Source organism: Paraburkholderia sp. (genome assembly GCF_034668105.1).
In the GTDB taxonomy this organism is placed as follows: domain Bacteria; phylum Pseudomonadota; class Gammaproteobacteria; order Burkholderiales; family Burkholderiaceae; genus Paraburkholderia.
Window position 1 is genome coordinate 1 of sequence record NZ_JAXDPY010000309.1, and the last position, 24,543, is coordinate 24,543.

General features: G+C 61.7%; 23 protein-coding genes and 4 tRNA genes. 17 read left to right on the top strand and 10 right to left on the bottom strand.

What is annotated here, in order from left to right:
• The 9 genes from pgsA to QOC89_RS14030 form a co-directional block, all read left to right on the top strand.
• Positions 1–569: CDP-diacylglycerol--glycerol-3-phosphate 3-phosphatidyltransferase (gene pgsA / locus QOC89_RS13990; protein ID WP_323045553.1), on the top strand; the 569-nt coding region annotated here is incomplete at its 5' end.
• Between the two features lie 236 nt (positions 570–805).
• Positions 806–881 (top strand) — tRNA-Gly (locus QOC89_RS13995).
• Between the two features lie 62 nt (positions 882–943).
• Positions 944–1,019 (top strand) — tRNA-Gly (locus QOC89_RS14000).
• Positions 1,020–1,123: 104 nt separating this feature from the next.
• Positions 1,124–1,197, top strand: a tRNA-Cys gene (locus tag QOC89_RS14005).
• Between the two features lie 138 nt (positions 1,198–1,335).
• Complete coding sequence (locus QOC89_RS14010) at positions 1,336–1,692, top strand: hypothetical protein (protein ID WP_323045554.1); 357 nt, start codon at positions 1,336–1,338, stop codon at positions 1,690–1,692.
• Positions 1,693–1,976: 284 nt separating this feature from the next.
• Entirely contained in the window at positions 1,977–2,120 is a 144-nt protein-coding gene (locus QOC89_RS14015; RefSeq protein ID WP_323045555.1) for a hypothetical protein, read from the top strand.
• Positions 2,121–2,167: 47 nt separating this feature from the next.
• Complete coding sequence (locus tag QOC89_RS14020) at positions 2,168–2,926, top strand: TraB/GumN family protein (protein ID WP_323045556.1); 759 nt, start codon at positions 2,168–2,170, stop codon at positions 2,924–2,926.
• A 150-nt stretch (positions 2,927–3,076) separates the two neighbouring features.
• Positions 3,077–3,619: a GAF domain-containing protein gene (locus tag QOC89_RS31880; protein WP_416340401.1), complete on the top strand. Its 543-nt coding sequence runs from the start codon at positions 3,077–3,079 to the stop codon at positions 3,617–3,619.
• A 9-nt stretch (positions 3,620–3,628) separates the two neighbouring features.
• Complete coding sequence (locus tag QOC89_RS14030; protein WP_323045557.1) at positions 3,629–4,135, top strand: GNAT family N-acetyltransferase; 507 nt, start codon at positions 3,629–3,631, stop codon at positions 4,133–4,135.
• Positions 4,136–4,279: 144 nt separating this feature from the next.
• Here the strand turns inward: QOC89_RS14030 and QOC89_RS14035 are convergent, their stop codons facing one another.
• From QOC89_RS14035 to QOC89_RS14045, 3 genes are read right to left on the bottom strand one after another with little or no spacing between them, the layout of a single operon-like run.
• Complete coding sequence (locus tag QOC89_RS14035; RefSeq protein ID WP_323045558.1) at positions 4,280–5,176, bottom strand: cytochrome c oxidase assembly protein; 897 nt, start codon at positions 5,174–5,176, stop codon at positions 4,280–4,282.
• A 17-nt stretch (positions 5,177–5,193) separates the two neighbouring features.
• On the bottom strand, positions 5,194–5,655 hold the full coding sequence (locus QOC89_RS14040; RefSeq protein WP_323045559.1) for a copper chaperone PCu(A)C: 462 nt from the start codon (positions 5,653–5,655) through the stop codon (positions 5,194–5,196).
• 18 nt (positions 5,656–5,673) lie between these two features.
• A complete protein-coding gene (locus QOC89_RS14045; protein ID WP_323045573.1) occupies positions 5,674–6,243 on the bottom strand; it encodes an SCO family protein in 570 nt (189 codons plus the stop codon).
• 475 nt (positions 6,244–6,718) lie between these two features.
• On the opposite strand from QOC89_RS14045, the gene otsB reads away from it, so the two are divergent.
• Together otsB and otsA are read left to right on the top strand one after the other, a co-directional pair.
• Positions 6,719–7,468, top strand: a complete 750-nt coding sequence (gene otsB / locus QOC89_RS14050; RefSeq protein WP_323045560.1) for a trehalose-phosphatase — start codon at positions 6,719–6,721, stop codon at positions 7,466–7,468.
• Positions 7,469–7,523: 55 nt separating this feature from the next.
• On the top strand, positions 7,524–8,984 hold the full coding sequence (gene otsA / locus QOC89_RS14055; protein WP_323045561.1) for an alpha,alpha-trehalose-phosphate synthase (UDP-forming): 1,461 nt from the start codon (positions 7,524–7,526) through the stop codon (positions 8,982–8,984).
• 112 nt (positions 8,985–9,096) lie between these two features.
• Here otsA and QOC89_RS14060 read toward each other — a convergent pair whose 3' ends face one another.
• Complete coding sequence (locus QOC89_RS14060) at positions 9,097–10,932, bottom strand: ABC transporter ATP-binding protein (RefSeq protein ID WP_323045562.1); 1,836 nt, start codon at positions 10,930–10,932, stop codon at positions 9,097–9,099.
• 690 nt (positions 10,933–11,622) lie between these two features.
• Here QOC89_RS14060 and QOC89_RS14065 point away from each other — a divergent pair.
• The 3 genes from QOC89_RS14065 (at position 11,623) to QOC89_RS14075 (ending at position 14,428) form a co-directional block, all read left to right on the top strand.
• On the top strand, positions 11,623–12,687 hold the full coding sequence (locus QOC89_RS14065) for a glycosyltransferase family 4 protein (RefSeq protein ID WP_323045563.1): 1,065 nt from the start codon (positions 11,623–11,625) through the stop codon (positions 12,685–12,687).
• A gap of 270 nt (positions 12,688–12,957) precedes the next feature.
• Positions 12,958–13,812 carry a hypothetical protein gene (locus QOC89_RS14070; RefSeq protein ID WP_323045564.1) on the top strand — a complete coding sequence of 285 codons (855 nt, stop codon included), beginning with the start codon at positions 12,958–12,960 and terminating at the stop codon, positions 13,810–13,812.
• Positions 13,813–13,963: 151 nt separating this feature from the next.
• Positions 13,964–14,428, top strand: coding sequence for a DUF2214 family protein (locus QOC89_RS14075; protein ID WP_323045565.1), 465 nt, complete (start codon positions 13,964–13,966; stop codon positions 14,426–14,428).
• Positions 14,429–14,689: 261 nt separating this feature from the next.
• Here the strand turns inward: QOC89_RS14075 and QOC89_RS14080 are convergent, their stop codons facing one another.
• Positions 14,690–16,573, bottom strand: a complete 1,884-nt coding sequence (locus QOC89_RS14080) for an ABC transporter ATP-binding protein (protein WP_323045566.1) — start codon at positions 16,571–16,573, stop codon at positions 14,690–14,692.
• 551 nt (positions 16,574–17,124) lie between these two features.
• Between QOC89_RS14080 and QOC89_RS14085 the strand changes: the two genes are divergently transcribed.
• The gene (locus QOC89_RS14085; protein ID WP_323045567.1) at positions 17,125–17,790 is read left to right on the top strand and encodes an XRE family transcriptional regulator; all 666 of its coding nucleotides are present in this window, start codon (positions 17,125–17,127) and stop codon (positions 17,788–17,790) included.
• 385 nt (positions 17,791–18,175) lie between these two features.
• On the opposite strand, the gene QOC89_RS14090 is transcribed toward QOC89_RS14085, so the two are convergent.
• The 5 genes from QOC89_RS14090 to QOC89_RS14110 all read right to left on the bottom strand — a co-directional run bounded on the left by QOC89_RS14090 (position 18,176) and on the right by QOC89_RS14110 (position 21,994).
• Positions 18,176–19,150: a hypothetical protein gene (locus tag QOC89_RS14090; RefSeq protein WP_323045568.1), complete on the bottom strand. Its 975-nt coding sequence runs from the start codon at positions 19,148–19,150 to the stop codon at positions 18,176–18,178.
• A 578-nt stretch (positions 19,151–19,728) separates the two neighbouring features.
• A tRNA-Val gene (locus tag QOC89_RS14095) sits at positions 19,729–19,803 on the bottom strand.
• Between the two features lie 48 nt (positions 19,804–19,851).
• Positions 19,852–20,586 carry a DNA polymerase III subunit epsilon gene (dnaQ, locus tag QOC89_RS14100; RefSeq protein ID WP_323045569.1) on the bottom strand — a complete coding sequence of 245 codons (735 nt, stop codon included), beginning with the start codon at positions 20,584–20,586 and terminating at the stop codon, positions 19,852–19,854.
• Positions 20,587–20,666: 80 nt separating this feature from the next.
• Complete coding sequence (gene rnhA / locus QOC89_RS14105; protein ID WP_179733338.1) at positions 20,667–21,113, bottom strand: ribonuclease HI; 447 nt, start codon at positions 21,111–21,113, stop codon at positions 20,667–20,669.
• On the bottom strand, positions 21,110–21,994 hold the full coding sequence (locus QOC89_RS14110; RefSeq protein ID WP_323045570.1) for a class I SAM-dependent methyltransferase: 885 nt from the start codon (positions 21,992–21,994) through the stop codon (positions 21,110–21,112). The genes rnhA and QOC89_RS14110 overlap by 4 nt, the downstream gene beginning before the upstream one ends.
• Before the next feature lie 19 nt (positions 21,995–22,013).
• Between QOC89_RS14110 and gloB the strand changes: the two genes are divergently transcribed.
• Positions 22,014–22,805, top strand: a complete 792-nt coding sequence (gene gloB / locus QOC89_RS14115) for a hydroxyacylglutathione hydrolase (protein ID WP_323045571.1) — start codon at positions 22,014–22,016, stop codon at positions 22,803–22,805.
• Positions 22,806–22,960: 155 nt separating this feature from the next.
• The coding region (locus QOC89_RS14120) for a transglycosylase SLT domain-containing protein (protein ID WP_323045572.1) at positions 22,961–24,543 on the top strand (1,583 nt) is incomplete at its 3' end.

Sequence of the window (24,543 nt, forward strand, 5' to 3'; positions counted from 1 at the left end):
TGACTTGGCTGCGGATCGTTCTGATTCCGCTCGTCGTCGGCGTGTTTTATTTGCCCGACATGATGATGAGCCCGGCACACCGCAATCTGGCAGCCGCGACGATTTTCATTCTGGCGGCCCTGACCGACTGGTTCGACGGCTATCTGGCCCGCAAATGGAATCAGACCTCGGCGTTCGGCGCGTTTCTCGATCCGGTCGCCGATAAGCTGATGGTGACGGCTGCGTTGCTGGTGCTCGTGCAACTCGCGCGGATCGATTCTGCGATTGCGCTGGTGATCGTCGGCCGCGAGATCGCTATCTCGGCGCTGCGCGAATGGATGGCGCAGATCGGCGCCTCGAAGAGCGTTGCAGTGAATTCGCTCGGCAAGTTCAAGACCGTGTGTCAGATGGTGGCGATTCCAATGCTGCTGTTCTATGGGCCGTTGTCGTTCGGCGGCGGTGTCACTGTCGACACGCGTGTTTGGGGTCTGTGGCTGATCTATCTGGCCGCGTTCCTGACGATCTGGTCGATGCTCTATTACATGAAGCTCGCGTGGCCACAGATCCGCGAGCGCAGTGGCGTTGCCTGATTGAAGAGGGATCGTCGAGGCGCAAGGTCAGCGGGTTGAAACATGTCCGCGCATGTCGAACGTCTGCGAAGCATGAGTGAAATCTTTTCAGTTAAAGACATTCGCAAAAGGGGTTGACACGTTTCAGTCGTTTCTCCATAATCTCGTTTCTCCGATGCACGCAGTTTGAAGCGCGATGCAGTAAGAGCGTAGTTGCAGTAACAAGGCAGTAGTTAGCAGGGCAAAAGCAGCACAATGCGGGAGTAGCTCAGTTGGTAGAGCGCAACCTTGCCAAGGTTGAGGTCGCGAGTTCGAGCCTCGTCTCCCGCTCCAATTTTTAAAGCAACGCATTGTTTGGCGAAGTAAAAATGCAAGGCGTTGTGAAGTAGGGCAATGCGGGAGTAGCTCAGTTGGTAGAGCGCAACCTTGCCAAGGTTGAGGTCGCGAGTTCGAGCCTCGTCTCCCGCTCCATACATAGGGGGAAGCAACGCTTCCCTTTTTGTTTGGTGGACCGGTCCTTACGGTTACCCACCAAACAAATCTGAGAATCTGCAGCTAGGTTCCAGTCCGCTTGCGGCGCGATAGCAAAGCGGTTATGCAGCGGCCTGCAAAGCCGTTTAGGCCGGTTCGACTCCGGCTCGCGCCTCCAGTAGTTGAAGTACTGAAAAGCCCCGACTTGTCGGGGCTTTTCTTTTGGTGCGCCGTCCTCGCGGACGTCAATTCGGCGCGTTCCGATGCTCGGTCTACGCGTCCCGGCACATACATATTCACCGTCATCTACTGTGCTGTGCTGTGTGCCATTGGCTTGCCATTGCTGGCGTTTGCGCAATCGGCACCGGCGCCCGCCATTAAAGGCGGGGATTCGTGGACCTGCGTCAACACCTTCGAGAAAGCACCTTCAATCTGGCGGCAAACGCCCGACGAAGTGACGGTCTTGCGTGCAACGCCTTCTCACATCTACTACAGCTTGAAGCAGGCGGGTTCGACCCAAATACCGAGCGAGGTGATCGCGGGCGCCGACTGGAGCCGTGAACGGAACGTGAATGGCGCCGATGTGGTCGTCAATCGGCCGTTCGCTTTTCCGCTAACGCCGCGTAAGACATGGAACGTGGAATACACGGAACAGCATCCGAACAAGGTCTGAAGTCAGCGGAAGAATATTACGGCAGTAATGGTGTGCGAAACGAGCGTTATACAGGCAAAGTGGAGTCATTCAAAAGAAGCACGCAATGATTGAAACGCGCGATTAAACGATCAACTTTTGCCGCACGAGAAAGAAGCCCCGAGAAACGCCGGGGCTTTTTTCTAATTCAGGTTGAGTGGAAGAATTGACAAGGCATGCGTATCCCAAACCCTCAACGCCGCGCTCTCCACCTCCGCCTGATCCATCCACTCAGCCTCTGTGTCGCCGTCATCGCGTCAGACGTAGTGCACAATTCATGGTTCGCACTGCATCATCCGATTCGCATGTATCTTTCGCAGATCGTGTTCCTGCTGTTCGTCGTGTGCACGGTGCGGACCGTCTGGCAAGGGGCCGTGAGTGGCGCCCCCGCGCTGCGCGCCGTCGATTGAATCGCCCGATTGCCTTTTTGCGCAATTGCCCGTCTACACGAGGTTGCATGTATCTACAACTTACCGGCACCAACGTTCGTCTGCTCGGCTCAATGCATCTGTTTCCGGCGACGAGCCGCAGAACGCCGCCATGGATCGGCCACGCGTATGACTGGGCCGAATCGCTGGTCTTCGAATCCGATCCGCCGACGATCCTGCCGTACCTGAAGATGCATTCGCAGGGCGGCGCAGCCCAACTGCAGCCCTTGCTATCCGCCGATGCCTGGAATCGGCTGCAAGCCGCGTGGCCCGCGGAAGGCCCGTTGGCGCCACTCGTCGATCTGCGTCCGTGGGCCGCGCTGATCGTCGCGCCGACGCTGTTTCAGCAAGTCGTCGAAGGCGTCGAGCCGCGCATGCTGCGCTCGGCGCTCGCACAGGCCAAACCGTTCCAGTATCTCGAGACCGCGCAGGACGTGGCGGCGTCGCTCGAAGCGATTCCGCTCGACGCTATCGGCACGGCGCTCGGCATGCTGATGTCCGATCTCGACGAGCCGCAGCGCACGCTCGAGCGAATGCACGCCGCCTGGCTGCATGGCGATTTACCGGCCGTGCAGCAGATTGCCGCCGAGTCGCCGATGTTCAATCTGCCCGGCATCCGCGAGGCTATTCTCGACGTCCGCAATCGCGCGTGGGCCGCGTGTGTGTCGGCGTTACTCGGGCGCCCGGAGCGCACCCTGGTGGTAGTGGGCGCGTTGCATTTGTGCGGGCCCGGTAACTTGGTCGAATGTCTCGCACAAGCCGTTGAGCCGGTTTCTGTCGGCGAGTAACGGCTTGCCGACGCGCAAGCCCGCGAGCCGCATTTCACCGTGAAATGTCTCGATTGCGGCACCTGCCGGGAACGCGACGGCAACACGGCTCCCACTCGACCCGGAGAAATTCGCGAAACGGGCTCAATTGGACATAACGACGAAATCCTGATGGTGCCGGACACCTTGGCCGACGCGCGTTTCCACGACAATCCACTCGTCACGGACAGTCCGAACATCCGTTTCTACGCCGGCTGTCCGCTCACGGTTCCGATTGGCAGCAAGCTGGGCACGCTGTGTCTGATCGACACGAAGCCGCGCGGCCTCGACGAGGAAGAGCGCGAATTGCTGCGCGATCTGGCGCATATCGTGGCTACCAGATCCGCTATAGCGTCGGCCAGATTCAGTACGATCCCCCGCGGCATGCATCGATCGCCGACTTGCTCGCGGCTGCCGATGCGGCGATGTATAGCCACAAGCAGGCGTCGAAGGCCCGGGCCGCGCGCGGCAACTGAGCGTGGCATGAACGCGAGCGTATCCGGTACGCACACGCGGCGTGCTGCGGATTCCGGTGACGAGAAGATCCACAGCATTCGCCCGTACGGTCTGTCGACCTCGCAAGAATCGGCGCCGGCCCGGCGCCGCATAGCCTTAGTCCGCCACGCACGGCATAATTCCGCATTGCCACCGCCCGTGACGGCGCGCATCCTTTGAAGATTACCCATGACAGAATCGCAGCAAACCGCCGCCACGCGACTGGCGCAACTCGAATGGCGCTGGAAAGCGTTCGAAGACCTCACGACCGCCGAAGTCTATGCGATGCTGGCCGCGCGCAGCGCGGTGTTCGTCGTCGAGCAGAAGTGCGTGTATGAGGATGTCGACGGGCTCGACTCAGAGGCCTGGCATCTGTTTGCCTATGGTCCCGGTGACGCGGGCAACACCCGGCGTCCACCGCTCGCGGGTTATCTGCGCGTACTGCTGGCCGATGCTGACGACACCGATATCCGCATCGGCCGCGTTCTGACCACCGCGGAATTCCGCGGTATCGGCCTTGGCAATGCGATGCTCGAACGCGCGCTCGCGCAGATCCGCGCACAGTGGCCGGGTACGCCGATCCGTTTGCACGCGCAGGCGCATCTGCAGGGTTTCTACGGCGCGTTCGGTTTCACGCCGGTATCAGAAGTTCATGAAGAGGACGGCATCGCGCACGTGTGGATGCGGTCGGCTTGAGCCAGACTGCAAACCGTGCCCGGCATGCGCGCGCCGCACGGCTTCCAGGGCCACGTTCGCAAAGCCCTTTCGGCATCGTCATGTGTGGGCCGCCTCTTGCGATTCGGCGCCGCGCCTGATTCCGCCGTCAATAGCGTCGAATGGTCAGTGGTGGCCGGCCGCCGGCGCCGACGCGGCTGACGCCGCCGCTTGCCCCAAACCTTGCGTCGCCGTGGCGCGCCGCTCGCCGCGCAGACGTCCGCGTGCCGATAGCCGCATCCAGTGACGCAATGCCAGCAGCGCGCCGATCACGCTCATCATCGAACCCGGAATCCACAGCAGCAGGCCGCCGATCTGCTGATCGCGCATCGGGCTCAGCCAGGTGAAGGCGCGCCCGCAGATCGAGTAAATCGGATACAGCTCGTGCGGCGTGAAGAAGATAAACGCGCCGAGCATGATCTGCGGCGGAATCGCGGCGATCACCACCAGCACGCGCTTGCCGGGCGACAAACGGGCGGGCGGCGCCGGACGCGGATCGAGCACGAGCCACCAGAACAGCAGGCCGTCGATCACCATGCTCCAGTTCATCACGCGGTACAGCCGCCAGTCGAGCATCGCCATGAAATGAATCGGCGACATCAGCCAGAAGTAGATCAGCCCGACGAACAGCGTGACGGCGACCACCGGATGCATCACCACGTCGAGCAGCTTGCGTACTACCGGGGTCTCGAGCGCGGGCCGCACGAAGCGCTGCCGCCAGCTAAAGGGAATGCCCGCGCGCAACGCGGCGCCCGGATAAGAAAGCGCGATAAAGAACGGCCCGAGGTGATGCAGCACCAGATGCTGCGCGCGATGCATGAAGAACTCATGCTCGAAGAAATAATCGAGCCGCGTATGCAGCGCGACATACAACGCGACCAGCCCGAACCAGAAGGAAATGCGCCGGCGAATCGACACTTTCGCCTTGCGCGCGCCGCGCACGAACAGGATCGCCGGCACCAGCAGGGCAATCACGACGGTCGGCGAGAACTCCCAGGGATCGAGCCAGTAGAGCAGGTTCATCGCGAAGCGTAACCGGGTTACTTGGTTTGGGCAGGCGACTTGACCGCGAACGGCGTATCGAGCGTTTCGCCGTCGGAGAACTTCAGCGTCAGATGCACGGTGTCGCCCGGCGCGACCTTGTGCTTTGCGTCTTCGAGCATCACGTGATAGCCGCCCGGCGCGATCGACACCTGGCCGTGCGCGGGCACGGTCAGCTTGTCGACCATCACCATTTTTTGCGTCGAACCGTTCGATACCGTTTGATGCAGCATCGCGTCGCCGTAGTCGGTGCTGGAAATATCGACGAGGTCGACCGGCTTGTCGCCCGCATTCACCAGCGTCACGTAGCCGGCGGCGGGGAGGTTGTTCGGCAGCCAGCGGACCCACGCGTCCTTGACGCTGATCGCGTTAGCGCCGGCGGCAAACGCCGCCGACGCGCAACCGAAGGAGAGGGCGAGGGTGCAGCTCAGTGCGGCGAACGTTTTGATCTTGATCGACATGAATGAACTCGGGAAAGGTCAGGAACGGTCATCAATGATACGGCGCAGGTCTTGCGCGATCGTATCGGGAGTATCGTGATCGGTGGCGAGCAGGCGCGCGTGGCCGTCCTGATCGAACACATAGACGGCCGAGCTATGGGTGACTTCGTAGTTGCCGTTGGGGTCGCGCTTTTCCATCTGATAGGCGACCCGGTAACGCTTGGCGAGCGACTCGATTTGCCAGTCGGTGCCGGTCAGGCCTTCGGCGTGTTGCGCGTCGAAGGCGCCGACGTAGTCGTGCAAGGCTTGGGGCGTGTCGCGCGCGGGGTCGACGGTGATGAACAGAATGCGCACTTTTTGCGCGTCCGGGCCGAGTTTGCCGAGCACTTGCATCAGGCGGCCCATCGTTTCCGGACAGACGTCGGGACAATGCGTGTAGCCGAAGTAGACGAGCGACGTGCGGCCTTTGAACGTATCGCCGGTGACGGCACGGCCGTCGTCGCCGGTCAGCGTGAAATCGAGGTCAGGCAAGTGGCCGGTCACATTGGTCAACTGCCACGGTTCGGCGGGATGCGTGCAGCCGCTTAGCGTGGCCAATGCGCCCACCATGACGGTCAACGCAACCAGGCGTCTCGTCCACGGCTGGCGCGTTGACGCGAGGTTCGGCAGCGGGTGTCGGGACGAGATGATCGGGAACAAAGCAGGGTTCAATGACTCGATTGAAGAGCGGCGCGTGATGCTGCCTCTGAACGGATGCGACGTGGGTTCGGGCAAAGCGCGCGGCGCGTTGTAGTGTGCAAATTGGGTCGCCGCTGCAATAGTCTGCGTGGCTGCGACTGTATCGCAAAACGTCCGATCACGTCGCCGGCGCCCACAGGTGCGCGGCTTGCGAGTCAATTTGACGCAGGCGGCTGAAAGCCGGCTGAAGCCGGATTGTTGTCTTTGTGAATGTAATGGCGAGTGGCGTCGGCCGTCATGCCCCGCCAGGCTTGTAGGCTGGCTTACTTTCTCGAAAAATTGACGGCGGCGCGGTAAGATGCGCACACTTTTCCGGCCGCGGACGGCTGAAAGGCAAATTTAACCCATGCAAGCACTCCCGGCTGTTCTGTCTCCCAGCGAGACGGCATTTTTCTTCGACTTCGACGGCACGCTCGTCGAACTCGCGCCCACGCCGGACGGCGTGCTGGTGCAACCGCGCGTGACTGACCTGCTGACCGAGTTGCGGAGCCTGACGAACGGCGCGGTGGCGCTCGTGTCGGGCCGCGGCATCGACAGCATCGACGGCTTTCTTGGCATGCCCGATCTGCCGATCGCGGGTCTGCACGGCGCCGAGCGGCGCGACGCGAATGGCGACACGCAGCGCATTGGTTTTCACGACGAGCGATTGTTGCGCATGGAGCAGGTGCTCGCGCAGGTCGTCAACGAACATCCCGGCATGCTGCTCGAGATCAAAGGCGCGGCGCTGGCGCTGCACTACCGCAACGCGCCCGATCGCGAGCCCGTGGCGCGCGAGGCGACCGAGCGGCTGGTGGCCGACTATCCGGCCTCGTATGTGTTGCAGCCGGGCAAGATGGTCTACGAAATCAAACCGAAGGACGTCGACAAGGGCCGGGCGATGCGCGCGTTCCTCGACGAGCCGCCGTTTGTGGGGCGCAAGCCGGTGTTTGCCGGCGACGATCTGACCGACGAGAAAGGCTTTGCTGTCGTCAACGAGCGCGGCGGCTGGTCGATCAAGGTGGGCGCGGGCGACACGACGGCGCATACGCGCGTCGAGTCGGTCACGGCGTTGCTCGACTGGCTCGAATCGATTGTCGCGGCGGCGCGCAAGGCATGATGGATACGCCGTCTCGCTCAACGTACAACACGCACTGCATCGGGAATCGCGCTTCATGAGCCGACTGATCATCGTATCGAACCGGGTGGCGCCGATCTCGGAGGGCGGCCCGGCGGCGGGCGGTCTGGCGGTCGGCGTGTACGACGCGCTGAAGGAAACCGGCGGCATGTGGTTCGGCTGGAGCGGCGACGTGCTCAGTTCGGGTCAGCCGCAGATCAACGTTGAAGAGCGCGGGCCGGTGACCTTTGCGACCATCGCACTGATGCGCCGCGATTACGACCAGTATTACCGCGGTTTTTCGAACGCCACGCTATGGCCCGCGTTTCACTATCGGGCCGACCTGCTGCAATACGACCGGCACGATTTCGAAGGCTATTGCCGCGTCAATGCGTGGCTCGCCCGGCAACTCGTGCCGCTTCTGCGCGAAGACGACGTCATCTGGGTCCACGACTATCACCTGATTCCGTTCGCCCAGGCGTTGCGCGCGGCCGGCGTGAAAAATCGCATCGGCTTCTTTCTGCATATTCCGTTTCCGGCTTCGCAGGTGTTGCTGGCGGTGCCGCCGCATCGCGAGCTGGTCGAAGCGCTCTGTTCGTTCGATCTGCTTGGTTTTCAGACCGCGCCGGATTTGCGCGCGTTCTGCGACTACATTGTCAACGAGGCGAACGGCACGGTGGACACCTCGGGTCGCGGCCCGCTGACTGTGCATGCATTTGGCCGCGGCCTGCGCGCGGCGGCTTATCCGATCGGCGTCTATCCGGACGAAATCGCCGAGCTCGCGAAAGCAGGCGAGCGCGGCAAGCCAGTGCGGACCATGAAGACGGCACTGCATTCGCGCAAACTGATCATGAGCGTGGACCGCCTCGATTATTCGAAGGGTCTGGTCGAGCGTTTTCGTGCGTTCGAGCGGCTGCTGGAGCACTTCACCGCGCAGCGCAACAAGGTGTCGTTTCTGCAAATCGCGCCGCCGACGCGCGCTGACATGCACGCCTATCAGGACATCCGCTTGCAGCTCGAAGGGGAGTCGGGGCGCATCAATGGCCGTTTCGCCGAACTGGACTGGACGCCGATTCTCTACATCCACAAGCAGTACGAGCGCTCGGTGCTGGCCGCGCTGTTTCGTACGGCGCATGTCGGCTATGTCACGCCGTTGCGCGACGGCATGAATCTCGTCGCCAAAGAGTATGTTTCGGCACAGGATCCGGAGAATCCGGGCGTGCTCGTGCTGTCACGCTTTGCCGGCGCCGCGCAGGAACTGGATGGCGCGCTGATCGTCAATCCGGTCGATATCGACGGGATGGCCGAGGCACTCGCCGCGGCGCTGGAAATGCCTCTCGTGGAGCGTCAGGCGCGTTATCGCGACATGATGGTGCAGTTGCGCGAGAACAATGTGTCGGTGTGGCGCGACAACTTCATGCGCGATCTGCAGAGCGTGGGTGAGGCGAAGAGCGCCAGAACGGTGAAGGCGCGTGCTGGCTCGGGCAGGAAAGCCGCGCGTGAGACCCTGGCGGGATAAGCGGCGATCCAGACGGCGATTCAGGCCGATTGCAACTGCCCGGAAAAACAGAAAAGCCGCTCGAAAGCGGCTTTTCTGTTTTTTGCTGAAGTAGCAGAGGACGGCGCGTCGCTTAGACCACGTGCTGCTCGTCCACTTTCTTGCCGCCGATATGAAGCGTGGTGCCCTTGCCATACTGCTTCGACAGCAGGTCGCGGTAGAGGCCCGGGCGTAGGCGCAATTCTTCCGGACTGCCGTCGTCGATCACCTTGCCCTGGCTCATCACGATGATCCGGTCGAAGTTGTTCAGCGTCGACAACCGGTGCGCGATCGCGATCACCGTGCGGCCCACCATCAGCCGGTCGAGCGCCTTCTGGATCGCTTCTTCCGATGCGCTGTCGAGCGCCGAGGTGGCTTCGTCGAGCAGCAGGATCGGCGCGTTCTTCAGGATCGCGCGCGCAATCGCGATCCGCTGACGCTGCCCGCCGGAGAGCTTCACGCCGCGGTCGCCGACGATCGTGTCGAACCCTTCCGGCATGGCTTCAATGAAATCGCTGCAGCGGGCTTCGCGCGCGGCGGCGATCACTTCGTCACGGCTCGCTTCGGGGCGGCCGTAAGCGATGTTCTCGTACACGGTGCGATGGAACAGAGAGATATCTTGCGGCACCAGCGCGATCGCGTGGCGCAGGCTGTCCTGGGTGATCCCGGCGATGTCCTGGCCGTCGATCCTGATTGCACCGCCCTGGGTCTCGTAGAAACGCTGCAGCAGCGCCAGCACGGTGGACTTGCCCGCGCCCGACTTGCCGATCAGGCCGACCCGCTGGCCCGGCTCGATGTGCAGGTCGAAGTGATCGAGAATCGGCCGGCGGCGCGGATAGGCAAACGTCACGCTTTCGAAATCGACCCGGCCGCCTTGCGGCACGAGTTCGCTCGCGCCGTCGCGGTCGGGCATGCCATGCGGCTCGAGCAGCGTGCGGACGGCTTCGGCGAGCCGCGCGACGTGCTGCGTGACGTCGACGAGCGCCACGGCGAGATCGCGCGTGCCGTGCAGGATCGTGAAGCCCAGCGAGCTGACCAGCACGATGTCGCCGGAGGTCGCCTTGCCTTGATCCCACAGCCACAGCGCCCAGCCCAGCAAGCCCGCCGACAGCAGCGCGGTGATGACCGCATGCAGCAGGCGCAGCTTTTCCAGGTACAGCAGGCTCTGCTGGCGCGCTTCCATTTCCGCTTTGACAGTCGCGCCGAAACGCTGCTGTTCGCGAAACGTCATGCCGAAGGCACGCACGAGGCCCATGTTGCTGATCACGTCGACCAGTTCACCGTCCACCGACGCCGCCTTGGTCGCGAAGTGATGGTGCCGGGCCGAACCGCGCCCCGCCAGTTTGTAAAGCACGACCGACAGAATTGCCGAGCACAGCATCAGGCCGCCCGCCATCAGCGGATTCACGGCGATGATCATGATGATTGCACCGAGCACCGCGATACACGGCGGCAACACGTTCCAGGCGGTGGTGTTTTCGGCGGTGTAGACCGCATTCGAGGTCGCCGTGATGCGGCTCGCCAGCATGCCCGGCTGTTTCTCCGAGTAGTAGGTCGGCGAGTGGCCGCTCAAATACTGGAACAGGTCGCGCCGCAGGTCGCCGGTGACAGCCACGAAAGTGTGCGCAGCGACCCAGCCGCCGACCCGCCACAGCAGGTTGTCGGCGGCGATCAGGCCGACCAGGATGGCGAACGCACCCCACAGTGGGCCGGGATGATGCCGGCCTTCGCCGAGCACGTCGATCAGATGCTTGATCGCGTATTGCGAAGCGAGCGCACAGCCCACGGCCGCGAACACGCTGCACAGAACGATCGCATGCGCGAGCGGATGGCGGCGAATAAAGCGGAAAAGAAACGCAAGCGGCCGATGCGCATAGCTCGCAAGCTTTGCGTTCTGGGCATTACGCTGGGCGATGGTCAAGTGTTCCAATTGATCGTAAGGTCGATGTGATTCGGGTTGTGCATGCAAGGGATGGGCCACAGCAAAGAGTTCGCCGCGAAGCCGATGCTTCGCATTGTAAACATGCAAAAGCGATTGCGCCCTGTGTATCCGGGCGATGGCGCGACTGATTTCGCGATAGATGACGGCGACCTGCGGTTGCTCGCCCCCCAGTGGCCGGCGGTTCCTGCAGGTTGCGGACTATTTCGGGATACAATTACAAATTGCATTCAACCGCGGTGCCGCATTTCTTCAATGCCTGCCGGTAAAGTTGACGCAAGAGCTTACAGATGCCGGGGTCGAGGTCTGCGTTGCAAGCCAGTGGCTACTGTAGAACTGTCTTATAAAACAAGGGTTTGCAAAGTGTTTCCCCTTTGTAACAACGTAAAGACTTTGAAATGTTGTAGTGCAGCGAGACCCCCGGCACTGATAATGCGTGCTCTGTTTGCCCACCGAAATATCTGACAGTTTGTCAACGTAGGTGCCATGTGTGCGTTTACCGGCACATGCGCAGACGGCGAACCGCTGATCTGGGCTCACTACCCAAGCGATCCATCGCAGGATTTCTCGAAAGAATCAGGCCCGCGCCGGCATATCCGGCCAGACTGCCCTGGCGAGCAAGCGAGTCGCTTTTACCAAACGCAGTACCTTTGCCTGATTTTTTACGAGGAGTTCTTCATTATGCGAATCGCTCAAATCGCTCCCTTGCACGAGGCGGTTCCTCCCAAGCTTTACGGTGGTACGGAACGCGTAGTGTCCTACCTCACCGAAGCATTGGTTGAACAGGGCCACGACGTCACGCTCTTCGCGAGCGGCGATTCGCAAACCTCGGCGAAACTCGAAGCGTTCTGGCCGCAGGCACTGCGCCTCGACCCGACGATCCGCGACGTGATGGCGCCGCACATGCTGCTGCTCGAAGAAGTGCGCCGCCGCGCGGACGAATTCGACGTGCTGCATTTCCACATCGATTACTACCCGTTCTCGCTGTTCGCGCGTCAGCCGGTTCCGTTCCTGACCACGCTGCATGGCCGTCTCGATCTGCCGGAACTGCAACCAATCTTCAATACGTTCAGCGACGTGCCGGTGGTGTCGATTTCGGACAATCAGCGTATCCCGCTGCAACAGGCCAACTGGCTGCAAACCGTTTATCACGGTCTGCCGGAAAACGTGCTCACGCCGATCAAGGACGTTGAGCCGGGCTACCTCGCATTCCTCGGCCGCGTCTCGCCGGAGAAGGGTCTCGACCGCGCGATCCGCATCGCCGGCCAGGCAGGCATGAAGCTCAAGGTCGCCGCCAAGATCGACAAGGCCGACCGTGCCTATTACGAAGAAGTGATCAAGCCGCTGATGGCGCTCCCGCACGTCGAATACATCGGCGAAATCGGCGAAGGCGAAAAGCGTGAGTTTCTCGGCAACGCGCATGCACTGGTGTTCCCGATCGACTGGCCGGAGCCGTTCGGCCTGGTGATGATCGAAGCCATGGCATGCGGTACGCCGGTCGTCGCGTTCAATCGCGGTTCGGTGCCGGAAGTGATCGAAAACGGCGTGTCGGGTTTTGTCGTCGAAGACGAAATCAGCGCGGTTGCCGCCGTAAAGCGTCTGCACACGCTGCCGCGCGCCAAGGTGCGTGCCGCGTTCGAAGCGCGCTTCTCGTCGAAAGTGATGGCGCAGAACTACGTCGCTACCTACGAAGCGCTGCTGCTCCAGAAACACCGCACGGTGCTGCGCGAAGTCAACGCCAGCTAAATGCCGTAAGGAAAAGCAGCAGGCCGTCTGGCTGGAGCGCTGGCGGCGCCTTTGGCTCGGCGCCCCCGGCGGATCAGATGGTCCGGCTGCATTAACAACGCCCCGCGTGCGTCTCGCCCTCGGGGCGTTGTTGCATGCGCGCCGCGTTTTGCCTCGTGAACGGTAGAAAGTACGGTTTGGACACCGGCAGCATGAGCCAATCTCCGTAATATCCCTATAATGGCCCTGCCGCAAATTTGGCTGCGGCGCCGCCGACGACAGGAGGATGCCTTGGCGAGAACGAAAGAGACGCGTGCGAACGCGGCGCCCGGCGCCGGAACGATTTTCGCGCTGCGCGCCATCGGTCTCGTGCTCCTCGCTCGCTGGCTTTTTTCGATGGCGCAGATGGACCTGGGCGCGTCGCTGTCTGCCATGGTGTCCTCGCCGTGGGCTTGCATCAACCTGGTGTTCCTGTTCCTGCTGATCTTCCTGCCGGGCGCGCGCGCGGTGGCTGAGCGTCCGTTGCATCCGTTGCCGCAGTGGTTGCGGCAAGCGCTGCGCCTGTTTGCTTTCCTCGGCTTGCTGTTTGCGATCTGGTCGGTTGGCGCATTCGCGGCAAGCGCCGGTTGGCGGCGCGCCGCGCAGGCGGTGGCGGCCACCAACGGCTGGCTGTTGGCGGCGCCGGCGTTGTACGCGGCGGTGGTCTGGATTTGCCGGCCGCGTGCGTTGTGGCGTACCAATATCGCCGCGCGACGCTTTGCGATCGGCCGTTATGCGGTTGCGCTCGATCCGGCCACGCGCACGGTGGTCGTCTGGGCCGAGCGTCGCAAGGTTGGCCAATACGACGCGCGCGAATTGTCCGTGCGATGGGCGGCGGGTCAAGGGATGAGCTCGACCCCGACGCCTACTCCCGCCGTGGCGCTCGGGGTGGCGGGCGAGCATGGTGCGTCCGCCGCGCCGCTCGGCTCGGTCGGCGCGCCTGCGTTGGCTCGCGGCGGCTTCGGCCGTCGTCCGAAAATTGAATTGCTGTGGGATTCGCCGGCTGCGGCAGGTCACAATCGACAAACCGTGTTCCGTACCGCGTTGACGACCGAAGGCGATCGGGTCGCCGCGCGTGCGCTCGATACATCGTTGCAGCAAGTCTGAACGGGTTGCTTTGTGCAGTGGACCGCACCTCGCAGGCTAACCAGGCATCGTGAAGTAAGCTGTAGTCGATAATAAGAAGTGACGCCCCGCGTCTCAGTGGGCGAGTGGACATACATCGATCGTTCATATTGCGCCGTTTGCAGGAGTCGCCATGCTGGTTCGCTGGTTGCTTGCCGCCCTTCATCTACTCGCTTATGGCTTTGCGCTCGCGTCGATTCTCCGGCGCACCTGGGCGCTGCGGCGCGCCAGCGTGCCCGCTGCGTTGCGCTCCGTATTCCGCGCCGATACGGGTTGGGGCATTTCGGCGTTAGTGCTGATCGTCACCGGTCTGATGCGCGCCTTTGGTGGCTTCGAAAAGGGCGCGGACTACTACCTCCATGAGCCGCTCTTTCACGCCAAGATGACGCTGCTCGTGCTGATCCTCATCCTCGAAGTCCCGTCGATGCTCGCGCTGATGCGCTGGCGCGCCTCTATCAGGAAGGGCGCCCCGCCTGATTTGCGAAAAGCGCGCAAGTACGCGCGTTTCAGCGTGATCCAGACCGTGCTGCTGGTGTTGATGGTTTTCGCGGCTACCGGCATGGCGCGAGGTATTGGACTGCCCGCCGGCGTAGTCTAGTCGCGCGTTGAAGCGCCGACCGGTTCGTCGCATTGAGTCGCGACGTGGCCCCACGGCGTTCCGTCAAGCGCACGGTCGGTGCAGTCAGCCCACCGCGCGGTCCCGATCCGCAAAGTACGTAGCGTCAAGCGCAGGTGGCGAGAAACATCGCATGAGCGCTCGCGCCTGCGAACGAAGCGGGGCAGCGGGGCGTGCGCAACGCCAGCGGAAGCGGCCTTTTGCCGACAGCTTCCGCATGACGCCCCGCACGCTTACCGCGATTTAATTCCCGACCAGCACGTTTGAATCGTCGAGCCGATTCGCCTTTGTGCCGGGGGTCCTGGGCGTGAGCGCCGAATCCGAATCGCCCAAGCCCTTGATCAATTCCAGTGCCTGACGTTCGAACAAGCGCCGGTACAGGCCGTTCTCGAGCCTGATCAGCGTCTCGTGACTGCCTTGCTCGATGACCTTGCCCTTGTCCAGCACCAGCAGTCTGTCCAGCGCCCGCACGGTGGAAAGCCGGTGCGCCACTACCAGCGTGGTGCGGCCCATCATCAACCGCTCCATGGCCTGCTGGATCAGCACTTCGCTTTCGCTGTCGAGGCTCGAGGTCGCTTCGTCCAGAATCAGGATCGGCGCATCCGCGAGAAACGCCCGCGCAATCGCCACGCGCTGACGTTCGCCACCCGAGAGCTTGACGCCGCGTTCGCCCACCAGCGTGTCGTAGCCTTGAGGGAGCGCCGCGATAAAGTCGTGCGCACTGGCGAGCTTCGCGGCGCGTTCGATCTCGGCGCGGCTCGCGCCGGGCCGTGCATAGGCGATGTTCTCGGCCAGCGAGCGGTGAAATAGCACCGGCTCCTGCTGAACGATCGCGATCTGACTGCGCAACGACGCCTGTTGCACCCGGGCGATGTCCTGACCGTCGATCGTGATCCGGCCTTCCGAAATGTCGTACAGCCGCTGGATCAGCTTGATGAAGGTCGTCTTCCCCGAACCCGAATGGCCGACCAGCCCGACGCGTTCTCCCGGCGCGATGCGCACGGAGAAGTTGTCGTAGAGCGGCGTGGCCTTCGTGCCGTAGTGGAAGGTGACATGCTCGAAGCGAATTTCGCCTTTGCCGATCGCGATCGCGCCCGCGCCGGGACGATCTTCAATACCCAGCGGCTGGCTCTCCAGCGACACCAGTTCCTCCATGTCGTTGACCGAACGCTGCAGGTTGCGGATGTGCATGCCCACGTCGCGCAGATAGCCTTGCAGCATGAAAAACATCGTCAGCGCGAACGTGATGTCGCCGACGCTTGCTTCGCCGCGCGCCCACAACAGCAGCGCGGCGCCGAGAATCGCGGCCTGAATCGCCACCAGCATGCCGCCCTGAATGCCGCCGTTGATCGTGCCGCGTACCCACGTGCGGCGCGTGCGATGACGCCACTTGCCGATCACTCGTTCGAGCAGCACTTCTTCGCGCGCTTCGGCGCCGAACGCTTTCACCACGCCATTGCAACTGACGGCGTCGGCGAGGGCGCCCCCCATGCGCGTGTCCCATGCGTTAGCGAGGCGCGCGGCGGGCGCAACGAAGCCGAGCGACATGGCCACGGTCACCGCGATGTACAGCACCGAGCCGATCCCGACGACCGCACCCATCATGGGCCAGCGCCAGCCGAGCAGCACGGTTGCCCCGACCAGCATGACCAGCGACGGGAGCAGCGCGATCAGCAGCGTGTCGTTGAGCAGATCGAGCGCCCACATGCCGCGCGTGATCTTGCGCACGGTGGATCCGGCGAAGCTGTTGGCGTGCCAGTCCGTTGAAAAGCGTTGTACGCGATGAAACGCGTTCGCGGCGATCTCGCTCATCATCTTGAGCGTCAGCCTGATGATGTTGAAGAACACGCCCTGGCGCAGCAGCGTGGCGCCGAGCCCGAGCGCGCCCAACACGCAGAAGGCCGTGATCGCGGCGTGCCACGCGACGGCGTCGCTAGCGGAGCCGGACGCGATCGCGTCGACGAGCCGTCCGGCGAACATCGGCGTGAGCACGTCGGCCAATGCCGAGAGCAGCACCAGCGCGGTAATCGTGAAGATGCGCCAGGGCTGTTTGGCCCAGTGAACGAAGGTGAAGCCGAGGACGTCCTTGAAGGCTTGTCCACGAAAGTCGAGTTTTTTTCTAGTCATTTGCCACGACCCGGTGGCGCGCGAGCGCACCGAGGTTCCAGTCAGAAGCGAACGGAAGAGACAGTCAAGCGCGCCGGGCCGAGCCGAGTTGACGACCATGCCGGCAATGAGACTACGGACTGTCTGGAATTGCGCGGAACGCCTGTTCAGGCAGAACCGCATGAGCGACGACGCGACAACTTTAAGGTCGCGAGGATGGTCGTGAGACCATCTCAGGGACGGCGCTGTGCACTGCGAACATGTGACGCCTCCCTGTAGTCGAATGAGGTGAAGAAAGTGGATGGGGCGAGTGCCCGAAAACCGACTATATCAGCAGTATCTGGCGGTCGCAATCGTACGGGGTTTCGGTGTTGACTTGGAGGCGGCCGGTACAAGGACCTCCTGATCAATCCCGCATGCGGAGACGGGAAGGCATCAAGCGGCTGCCTCCAGATGTCTGGACGCATCGAGAACGACGCGCCAGCCCCGCCTGATATTTGTGTTTATGGTACAGAAAACTAAACTTCAAATTGAAAGATATCTAAACCGTGTATAGTTTAGATTCCTGTTCCATGACCACCCTTCCCGAACGTATCCAGATTGTCCTGGACGAAACCGGCATCGATCAGACCGAGTTGGCTGAAGCCGCTGGCGTGACCAAAAGTACTGTCAGCCAATGGTTGTCGCTCGCCATCAAGTCGATGAAGCACGAATACGCCGTCGGCATCCAGAAGAAATACGGCTACAGGATTGATTGGCTTGTCAGGGGCGAAGGAGAGAAGAAGCTGGCCGATGTCGGGGATCGAAACGAATTCGACCCGATCTGGTTGCTTGAGAGACAACGCATTCCGGTAGTGGGCATGGCACAGCTAGGTAACGACGGCTTCTGGGCCGAAATTGAATCTCCCGTTGGATATGGCGATGGTTATCTGGAGTTTCCGTCCAAGGAAAGGGCTTACGGGCTGCGCTGCACGGGCGATTCCATGATGCCGCGCATCCGCAATGGCGAGTTCGTGGTCGTCCAGCCCGATCACGCTGTCGAACCGGGCGACGAGGTGCTTGTCAAGGCAACGGACGGTCGGGTCATGATCAAGGTCTACCTTTATTCGCGCGACGGTCTCAAATATTTCAATTCGGTCAACCGGGATCATCCAGAGATTGCGATCGAGGAGGAGAAGATCGAACTGCTGCACTACGTCGCGGCGATTGTTAAAGCCTCGATGTTCCGGCCGGAGTAGCGCAGCGGCGACTATTCCCTCGCGATAAACGCCGCCGGCATCTAACCGGCGGTTTTTTTACCTTTGAAATTTAGAGGTCTTGACTTGTTTTGTGTAGATGTCTAAACTACGGCTATTCTCACAGAGTTCTACGCAACGGATGCGACCTAAGTGCGACCTAAGTGCGAGCTGCGCGCCGGCATGAGGCGTTGCTGGGCAATCCTGTGCGAAGGCGCGTCGTCGCGGGTCGATTTTCGAAATTGAAGCTTGCGGTGGTTACGTTGCGCGGTGCTGCATTCACCGTATGCGAGCGCGTCGAAAATACGCGTCCGAGCGATCTCACGGCTGCGCGCGTGTGCCAGTCTCGAGGTCCATTGCGCAATCTGCAAAGCGTTGCCTTGATGAATTATGCGGTCTCACAGCCGTCGGTCTTTGAACTTGGCTCGAGCGGGTTGCGATGCTTGAGCCGGGTGTGGTGTTTGATCGCGAACTTCTTTATGAAGCCAGCGTTCACTGGCAAATGGTCGTTCGTGCCGAGCCGATCAGCTACCGCTGAGTCGTACACCTCGCGCAACTCATTCGGCATCAGAGCCATGTTGGCAAGTGCGATCACATGCACATGGTTTGCGGAAAAGCCGCGCGCGGCCTTGCCGCGTTCACGCTCCCATCTGATCAGCGAAGCTGATATGTCGGCCGCGCTCATCGCGTGTTTCTCGCTCCCGCGCGTAGCCGCGCCTCTGCCGCTGTTTGCGCGTCGAGTTGTGTGCTTTGCTTCTCTCGGTGTGCGGAAGGCTCGTTCGCTGGAAGCATCGTGTGCTTCTCCCTGATGACAGCCTGACGGCATCCACTTGTCGAAATCGAGATCGAGATCTATGGATTCGATTCGGCGCCTTCGGCAGTCCTTTTTGGTGAACGTGCTTTCCGTGTTGAAACATTGCCTGGGCCTGGCTGCCCACGCCTCGCGCGCTTTCGCTGCGAGAGCGGGGTGATACAAGCGTCCGTCGCTGCATTTGATCCAGTCGCGCAGCGCACTATCGCGTATAGCGGGCCAGTCTCTATCGATCTTGCCGCGATGCCAATACCCCACGCGCTTTGCGAGCCACTCGTCATCGTTCGGCAGTGAGGCGGCCGGCAACTCATGCCATGAGACACAACGCAGCAGGACAGCGGCCCCGCAAGCTGCGAGTGTTTCGTCACGGGCCAAACCAAAGTTGCAGAGGTGCGCGACATCGAGGGGCATGAAAGCGTGATCGCGGAGGTCGCAGCCGGCGGGGGTGAGGGGATGAGGTCGTCCGTTGGTAGGTGTCGTCTCGCCAATAGTTCCAGTTCGACGCTGATCTGGTGAACCGGTCGAGGCGAGCTTGGGCGTACTTTTATTCATTTCATCTCCGGGTTATTTAGCGCCTGCAAGATAAACGCTAGCCCAACCAAGAAATATGAGAGAAATCTGAAACTGCTGCCGAGAATCGGCGATTGGGTTCACCAGGTCTTTTTGATCGATCAGGTGACTTCCGCGACGAACGCATAGGACATCGCGGCTCGATATCGATCACGTTCGCCGCGGCACTCGTCGCTCGGTAAGCAGCCACGCAATGGACGCAGAGGCATTCGCGTTCTATCCGTGACACCTGTGTTGGCCGCTGTGGCTCTCGACGTCTCGCGTAAAAACGCTTTTGGAGATCGTGAATGGTAAATCTTCAGGCAGTGCCGAGATGGCCGGGCGATTTGAGATGACGTCTGCTATTTGCAGCCACTGAAGGTGGTGAGCTAGACAGAATAAGGTGGCACCCACACCTCTGATTTCCTGCCTGCTGTATTCCGCATGTGAAGCCGCCTCAGACAGAGACCACCGTGTTGGCGACAATGAAAAACCGCGGGCGACATAGGCAATAAAAAACCCCAGCATCCTTTCGGGTCTGGGGTTTTTAAAGCAGCGTCGGGTAACGCTTGCTTATGTACTGGTGGGTGGTACAGGGATTGAACCTGTGACCCCTGCCGTGTGAAGGCAGTGCTCTACCGCTGAGCTAACCACCCGAAGAGAGCCGAATTATGTCAGGGATTTTTGCACCCGTAAAGGACTTTTTAAGCGGTTTGCTCATCCGCGGCCGGCGTGGGTTCGAGACGCCACACGCTCGTGCCTTTGATTGCCTTATCGAGGCCGTCGAGTACCGCCTGATGCTCGGATACCTCGTCGTCGCTCGCGGCAATCACGATCAGATTCAGCGAATCGATCGCGATGCGCGGCGCGTGCGTGCCGCCGCCACCGTGCGAGTCGCCGAGCATGTCGATGACGAGGCTTTCCTGCCCGCGTGTCATCGCCAGATACACCTCGGCGAGCAGTTCCGAGTCGAGCAATGCGCCGTGCAGGGTGCGGTGCGCGTTGCTGATGCCGAAGCGGTCGCACAGTGCATCGAGTGAATTGCGCTTGCCCGGGAACATCTGCTTGGCGCGCGCCAATGTATCGATGATCTCGCCGCAGTAGGTTTTCACCGGCGGCAAACCCAGCAGCGCGAATTCGGCATCGAGAAAGCCGATGTCGAACGGCGCGTTGTGAATGATCAGTTCCGCGTCCTGAATGAAGTCGCGAAACTGATCGGCGATCTCGGCGAACTTCGGCTTGTCGCTCAGGAATTCGGTGGTCAGCCCGTGAACCGCCAGTGCGCCCGGATCGCTGTCACGTTCCGGATTGATGTAGAAATGCAGGTTGTTGCCCGTGAGCCGGCGGTTCACCATTTCGACGCAACCGAGTTCAAGGATCCGGTCGCCGGTTCGTGCATTCAGGCCGGTGGTTTCGGTATCGAGGATGAGTTGACGCATGTCGGATTAGCCTGCTCTAAAAAAATCAGCAAAGAAAAGTAGCGCGCGCGGTGGTGTCGCTGCGGGCGGCACCGCCCGCATCAAATTTCTGCGAGCGACGCGACGCCGCGATTGGCGAGTTGATCCGCACGTTCGTTTTCCGGGTGGCCGTTGTGACCGCGTACCCAGCGCCATTCGATTTCGTGCTGTGCGACGAGTGCGTCGAGCCGCTTCCAGAGATCGGCGTTTTTCACCGGCTGTTTCGCCGCGGTGATCCAGCCTTTCTTTTTCCAGCCATGAATCCACTCGCTGATACCTTTCTGCACGTACTGCGAGTCCGTGTGCACGACGGCCTTGCAGGGGCGCTTGAGTGCCTCGAGCGCGGCGATCACGCCCATCAGTTCCATGCGGTTGTTGGTGGTGTTGGGTTCACCGCCGAACAGTTCTTTTTCCTGGTCGCCGAAGCGCAGCAGCGCGCCCCAGCCGCCGCGGCCGGGGTTGCCCTTGCAGGCGCCGTCGGTATAAATATCGATGATGTCGGAAGTCATTGAGTATGGTTGCGTGTATTCGGGGTAGCGGCGGGCGCGAGGCCCGCGGCGAGGACAGGTTTCTTCACTTTCAGCGGCCCGACGAGGCGCATGCCGCGCACGCGCTTGATCGCCTTGACCATGTACGTGGCGCCGAAAATCGGCCACCAGCGGTCGCCGGCGGCTTCCATGAAACCATAGCGTGACAGCCATTGATCGCTGCCGAGCGGCGGACGATAACAGCCGAAGCGCCCGCGTTCAAGGTCGAAACCCAGCAGTTTGATCCAGTCTTTCAAACGCGTGAAGGCGATCAGATCGACTGCCGCGGGTACGAACGGCCGGCCGGTCATCTTGCCGACCGATTGACGCGCGCCCCACAGCGACAGCGAATTGAAGCCGAGAATGATCAGTTGGCCTTCAGGCATCAGTACGCGCTCGGCTTCGCGCAGCAGCCGATGCGGATCGCTCGTGAATTCCAGCGTATGCGGCATCACGATCAGGTCGACGCTTTGTGCCTCAAACGGCAAGTCGAGCAGGTCGCACCAGACGGCGCTACGCCCGGCCGGCGCGGGCAAGCCCGCGGGCAGACCTTGCGCGGCACCCTTCGAATCATTCGCCGAGCTATTTCCCGAGCCAATTGCCACTCCATTTCCGGCACGCCCCAGGCCGCGCGGGAAAGTGTAGGGCGCGCTCGCGCCGCTCGCTGCGTCGAGCACGAGTCCGCGGCACGGCATGCGGTTCTCGCGCAAGGCGTCGAGTTGCGGCAAGCCGAGTTGCAGCGCATGGTAACCGAACACGTCCGACACCACGCGATCGAGCTGGGTCTGTTCCCAGTCGAGCACGTAGCGGCCGGGTGGCGAATCGGTCCAGGCAGGCCAGTCTATAATCGCTCGATCAGTCATATCAGGGAATGCGTCACCTATGAATGCGCTCGAGTACGTACCGGTCCCGGCGTTTGAAGACAATTACATCTGGGTCGTTTCCGACGGCCATCACGCGGTGGTCGTCGATCCGGGTGAGGCCGCCCCCGTGCGCGCATATCTGGCAAAACGAGGTTGGCGGCTAAGCGCTATTTTACTCACGCACCATCATCAAGACCACGTCGGTGGAGTGGCCGATCTGCTGAACGGCCAGGCGGTTCCCGTGTACGGCCCCGCCGGTGAGGCGATCCAGCACCTCACGCACCGTCTTGAAAATGGCGATCACGTGACGATCGCGGCGCCCGCACTCGAATTCAGCGTGCTCGACGTGCCGGGTCACACGAGCGGTCATATCGCGTATTTTCAGGCCGCCGACCCGCGCGGCACGCCGCACGTGTTTTGTGGCGACACGCTGTTCGCCTGCGGCTGCGGCCGGTTGTTCGAAGGCACGCCGACGCAGATGCTGGCGTCGCTGGATTCGCTTGCGGCGCTCCCCGGCGCGACCGAGGTTCACTGCGCGCACGAGTACACGCTGTCGAACATCCGCTTCGCGCTCGCCTGCGAGCCGGGCAACGCCGAACTGCAAGCCTGGCGGGACAAGGCGAGCGAATTGCGCGCGCGTCATGTGCCCACGCTGCCCACCACGATCGCCCACGAACGCGCCGTCAACCCATTTTTGCGCGCTGACAATCCGGCGATTCAAACAACCTTGCAAGAGCAGTTGCACGAAAAAGTGCCTGATCGTCTAGCGGCATTTACGCTGATGCGTGAATGGAAAAACCGCTTCCGTTGACCTGTTCGGCATCGGGTATTTCTCACGTGATGAATCGCAAAAATTCGCCAAGCCCAAGATTTCCTTGATTTTTTTCGTATATTCCGATTGACGTAAACGATGCCGTTTCGTACTATCGGCTGCAAATTCCAGCCCTTGTGGAAGCCGAGACGTTCATGCGATTTATCTTAAGTGCGTTGTTGGTCCTGGCACTCGCTGCTTGCGCGAGTCAGGGACCGGCGACGAATAGCCCCACCACCGCAACAAGCCCCGCCAGTCAGCAAGCCGTAGCCGACGCCCTTCGCAAGACAGCCACCGCCAAAGAGACGATCAACGTCGACCAGGGCTCGGTCACTCAGCTGACGAGCCAGGACGCCGATCTGTGGGGCCGTATTCGCCGTGGTTTTCAAATGCCGGATCTGCAAACCGACCTGGTCGACATGCAGGTCAACTGGTATGCGCAGCGCCCGGACTACGTGCAGCGCATGACCGAGCGCTCGCAGAAATACCTGTATCACATCGTCGAAGAGCTCGAGGCGCGCCATATGCCCACCGAGCTTGCGCTGCTGCCGTTCATCGAATCCGCGTATAGCCCGCAGGCGTTGTCGGTGGCGAAGGCTGCCGGCATGTGGCAGTTCATGCCGGGCACGGGCCGCACCTATAACCTCAAGCAGAACATGTGGCAGGACGAGCGCCGCGACGTGCTGGCGTCGACCAGCGCCGCGCTCGACTATCTGTCGAATCTGCATGACATGTTCGGCGACTGGCAACTGGCGCTTGCCGCCTACAACTGGGGCGAGGGCAACGTGCAGCGCGCGATCGCCCGCAACGAGGCGGCGGGGCTGCCTACCGACTACCTCAGCCTGCGCATGCCGAACGAGACGCGCAACTACGTGCCCAAGCTGCAGGCCGTCAAGAACATCGTGATGAACCCGCAGATGTACGGGCTCACGCTGCCGGCGATTCCGAACCACCCGTATTTCGTGACGGTCACAACCTCGCACGACATCGACGTGGACATGGCGGCCAAGCTCGCGAATCTCTCCACGGACGAATTCCGCTCGCTGAACCCGTCGTTCCGAAAGCCGGTGATTCTCGGCGCCACGCAGCCGCAAATCCTGCTGCCATTCGACAACGCGAGCGCATTCGAGCGCAATCTGAAGGCGTACTCCGGTTCGCTGTCGTCGTGGACCACGTACACGGTCACTGAGCGTGCCGCGCCCGCGGCAATTGCGCAAAAGATCGGTGTCGACGCCGACACATTGATGGAAGTGAACAAGATTCCGGCTGGCATGCGTCTGAAGCCGGGCTCCACAATCGTGGTGCCGCGCGGTTCGGACGACGACGAAGACATCAGTGCCGACGTCGCCGAAAGTGCCGTACTGGCCATGGAGCCCGACGTCCCCGACACCCGCAAGATGTTGATTCGCGTGCGTCGCAATCAGACGATGGCCGCCGTCGCCGTGCGTTACGGCGTCTCGATCGGTCAGTTGAAGGCGTGGAATCGCACGCATCGCGATCAGGTTTCGCGTGGTCAGGTGATTGTGCTGCACGTGCCGGTCGGCAAGGCGATGCCGAGCGAACCCGGTCCGGAGCGCATCGCGACCGACGTGCAAGGCGGCGGGGTCGAGAAGATCGGCACCCATGTCGCAGACACGCGCAACGATTCGCGCTACGATAAGAAAAAGGATCGTGGTCATTCCGCCGTAGTGAAAGTGTCTGAGCCGGTGGGCAAAGCCAGCAAGCCGACAACGTCCGC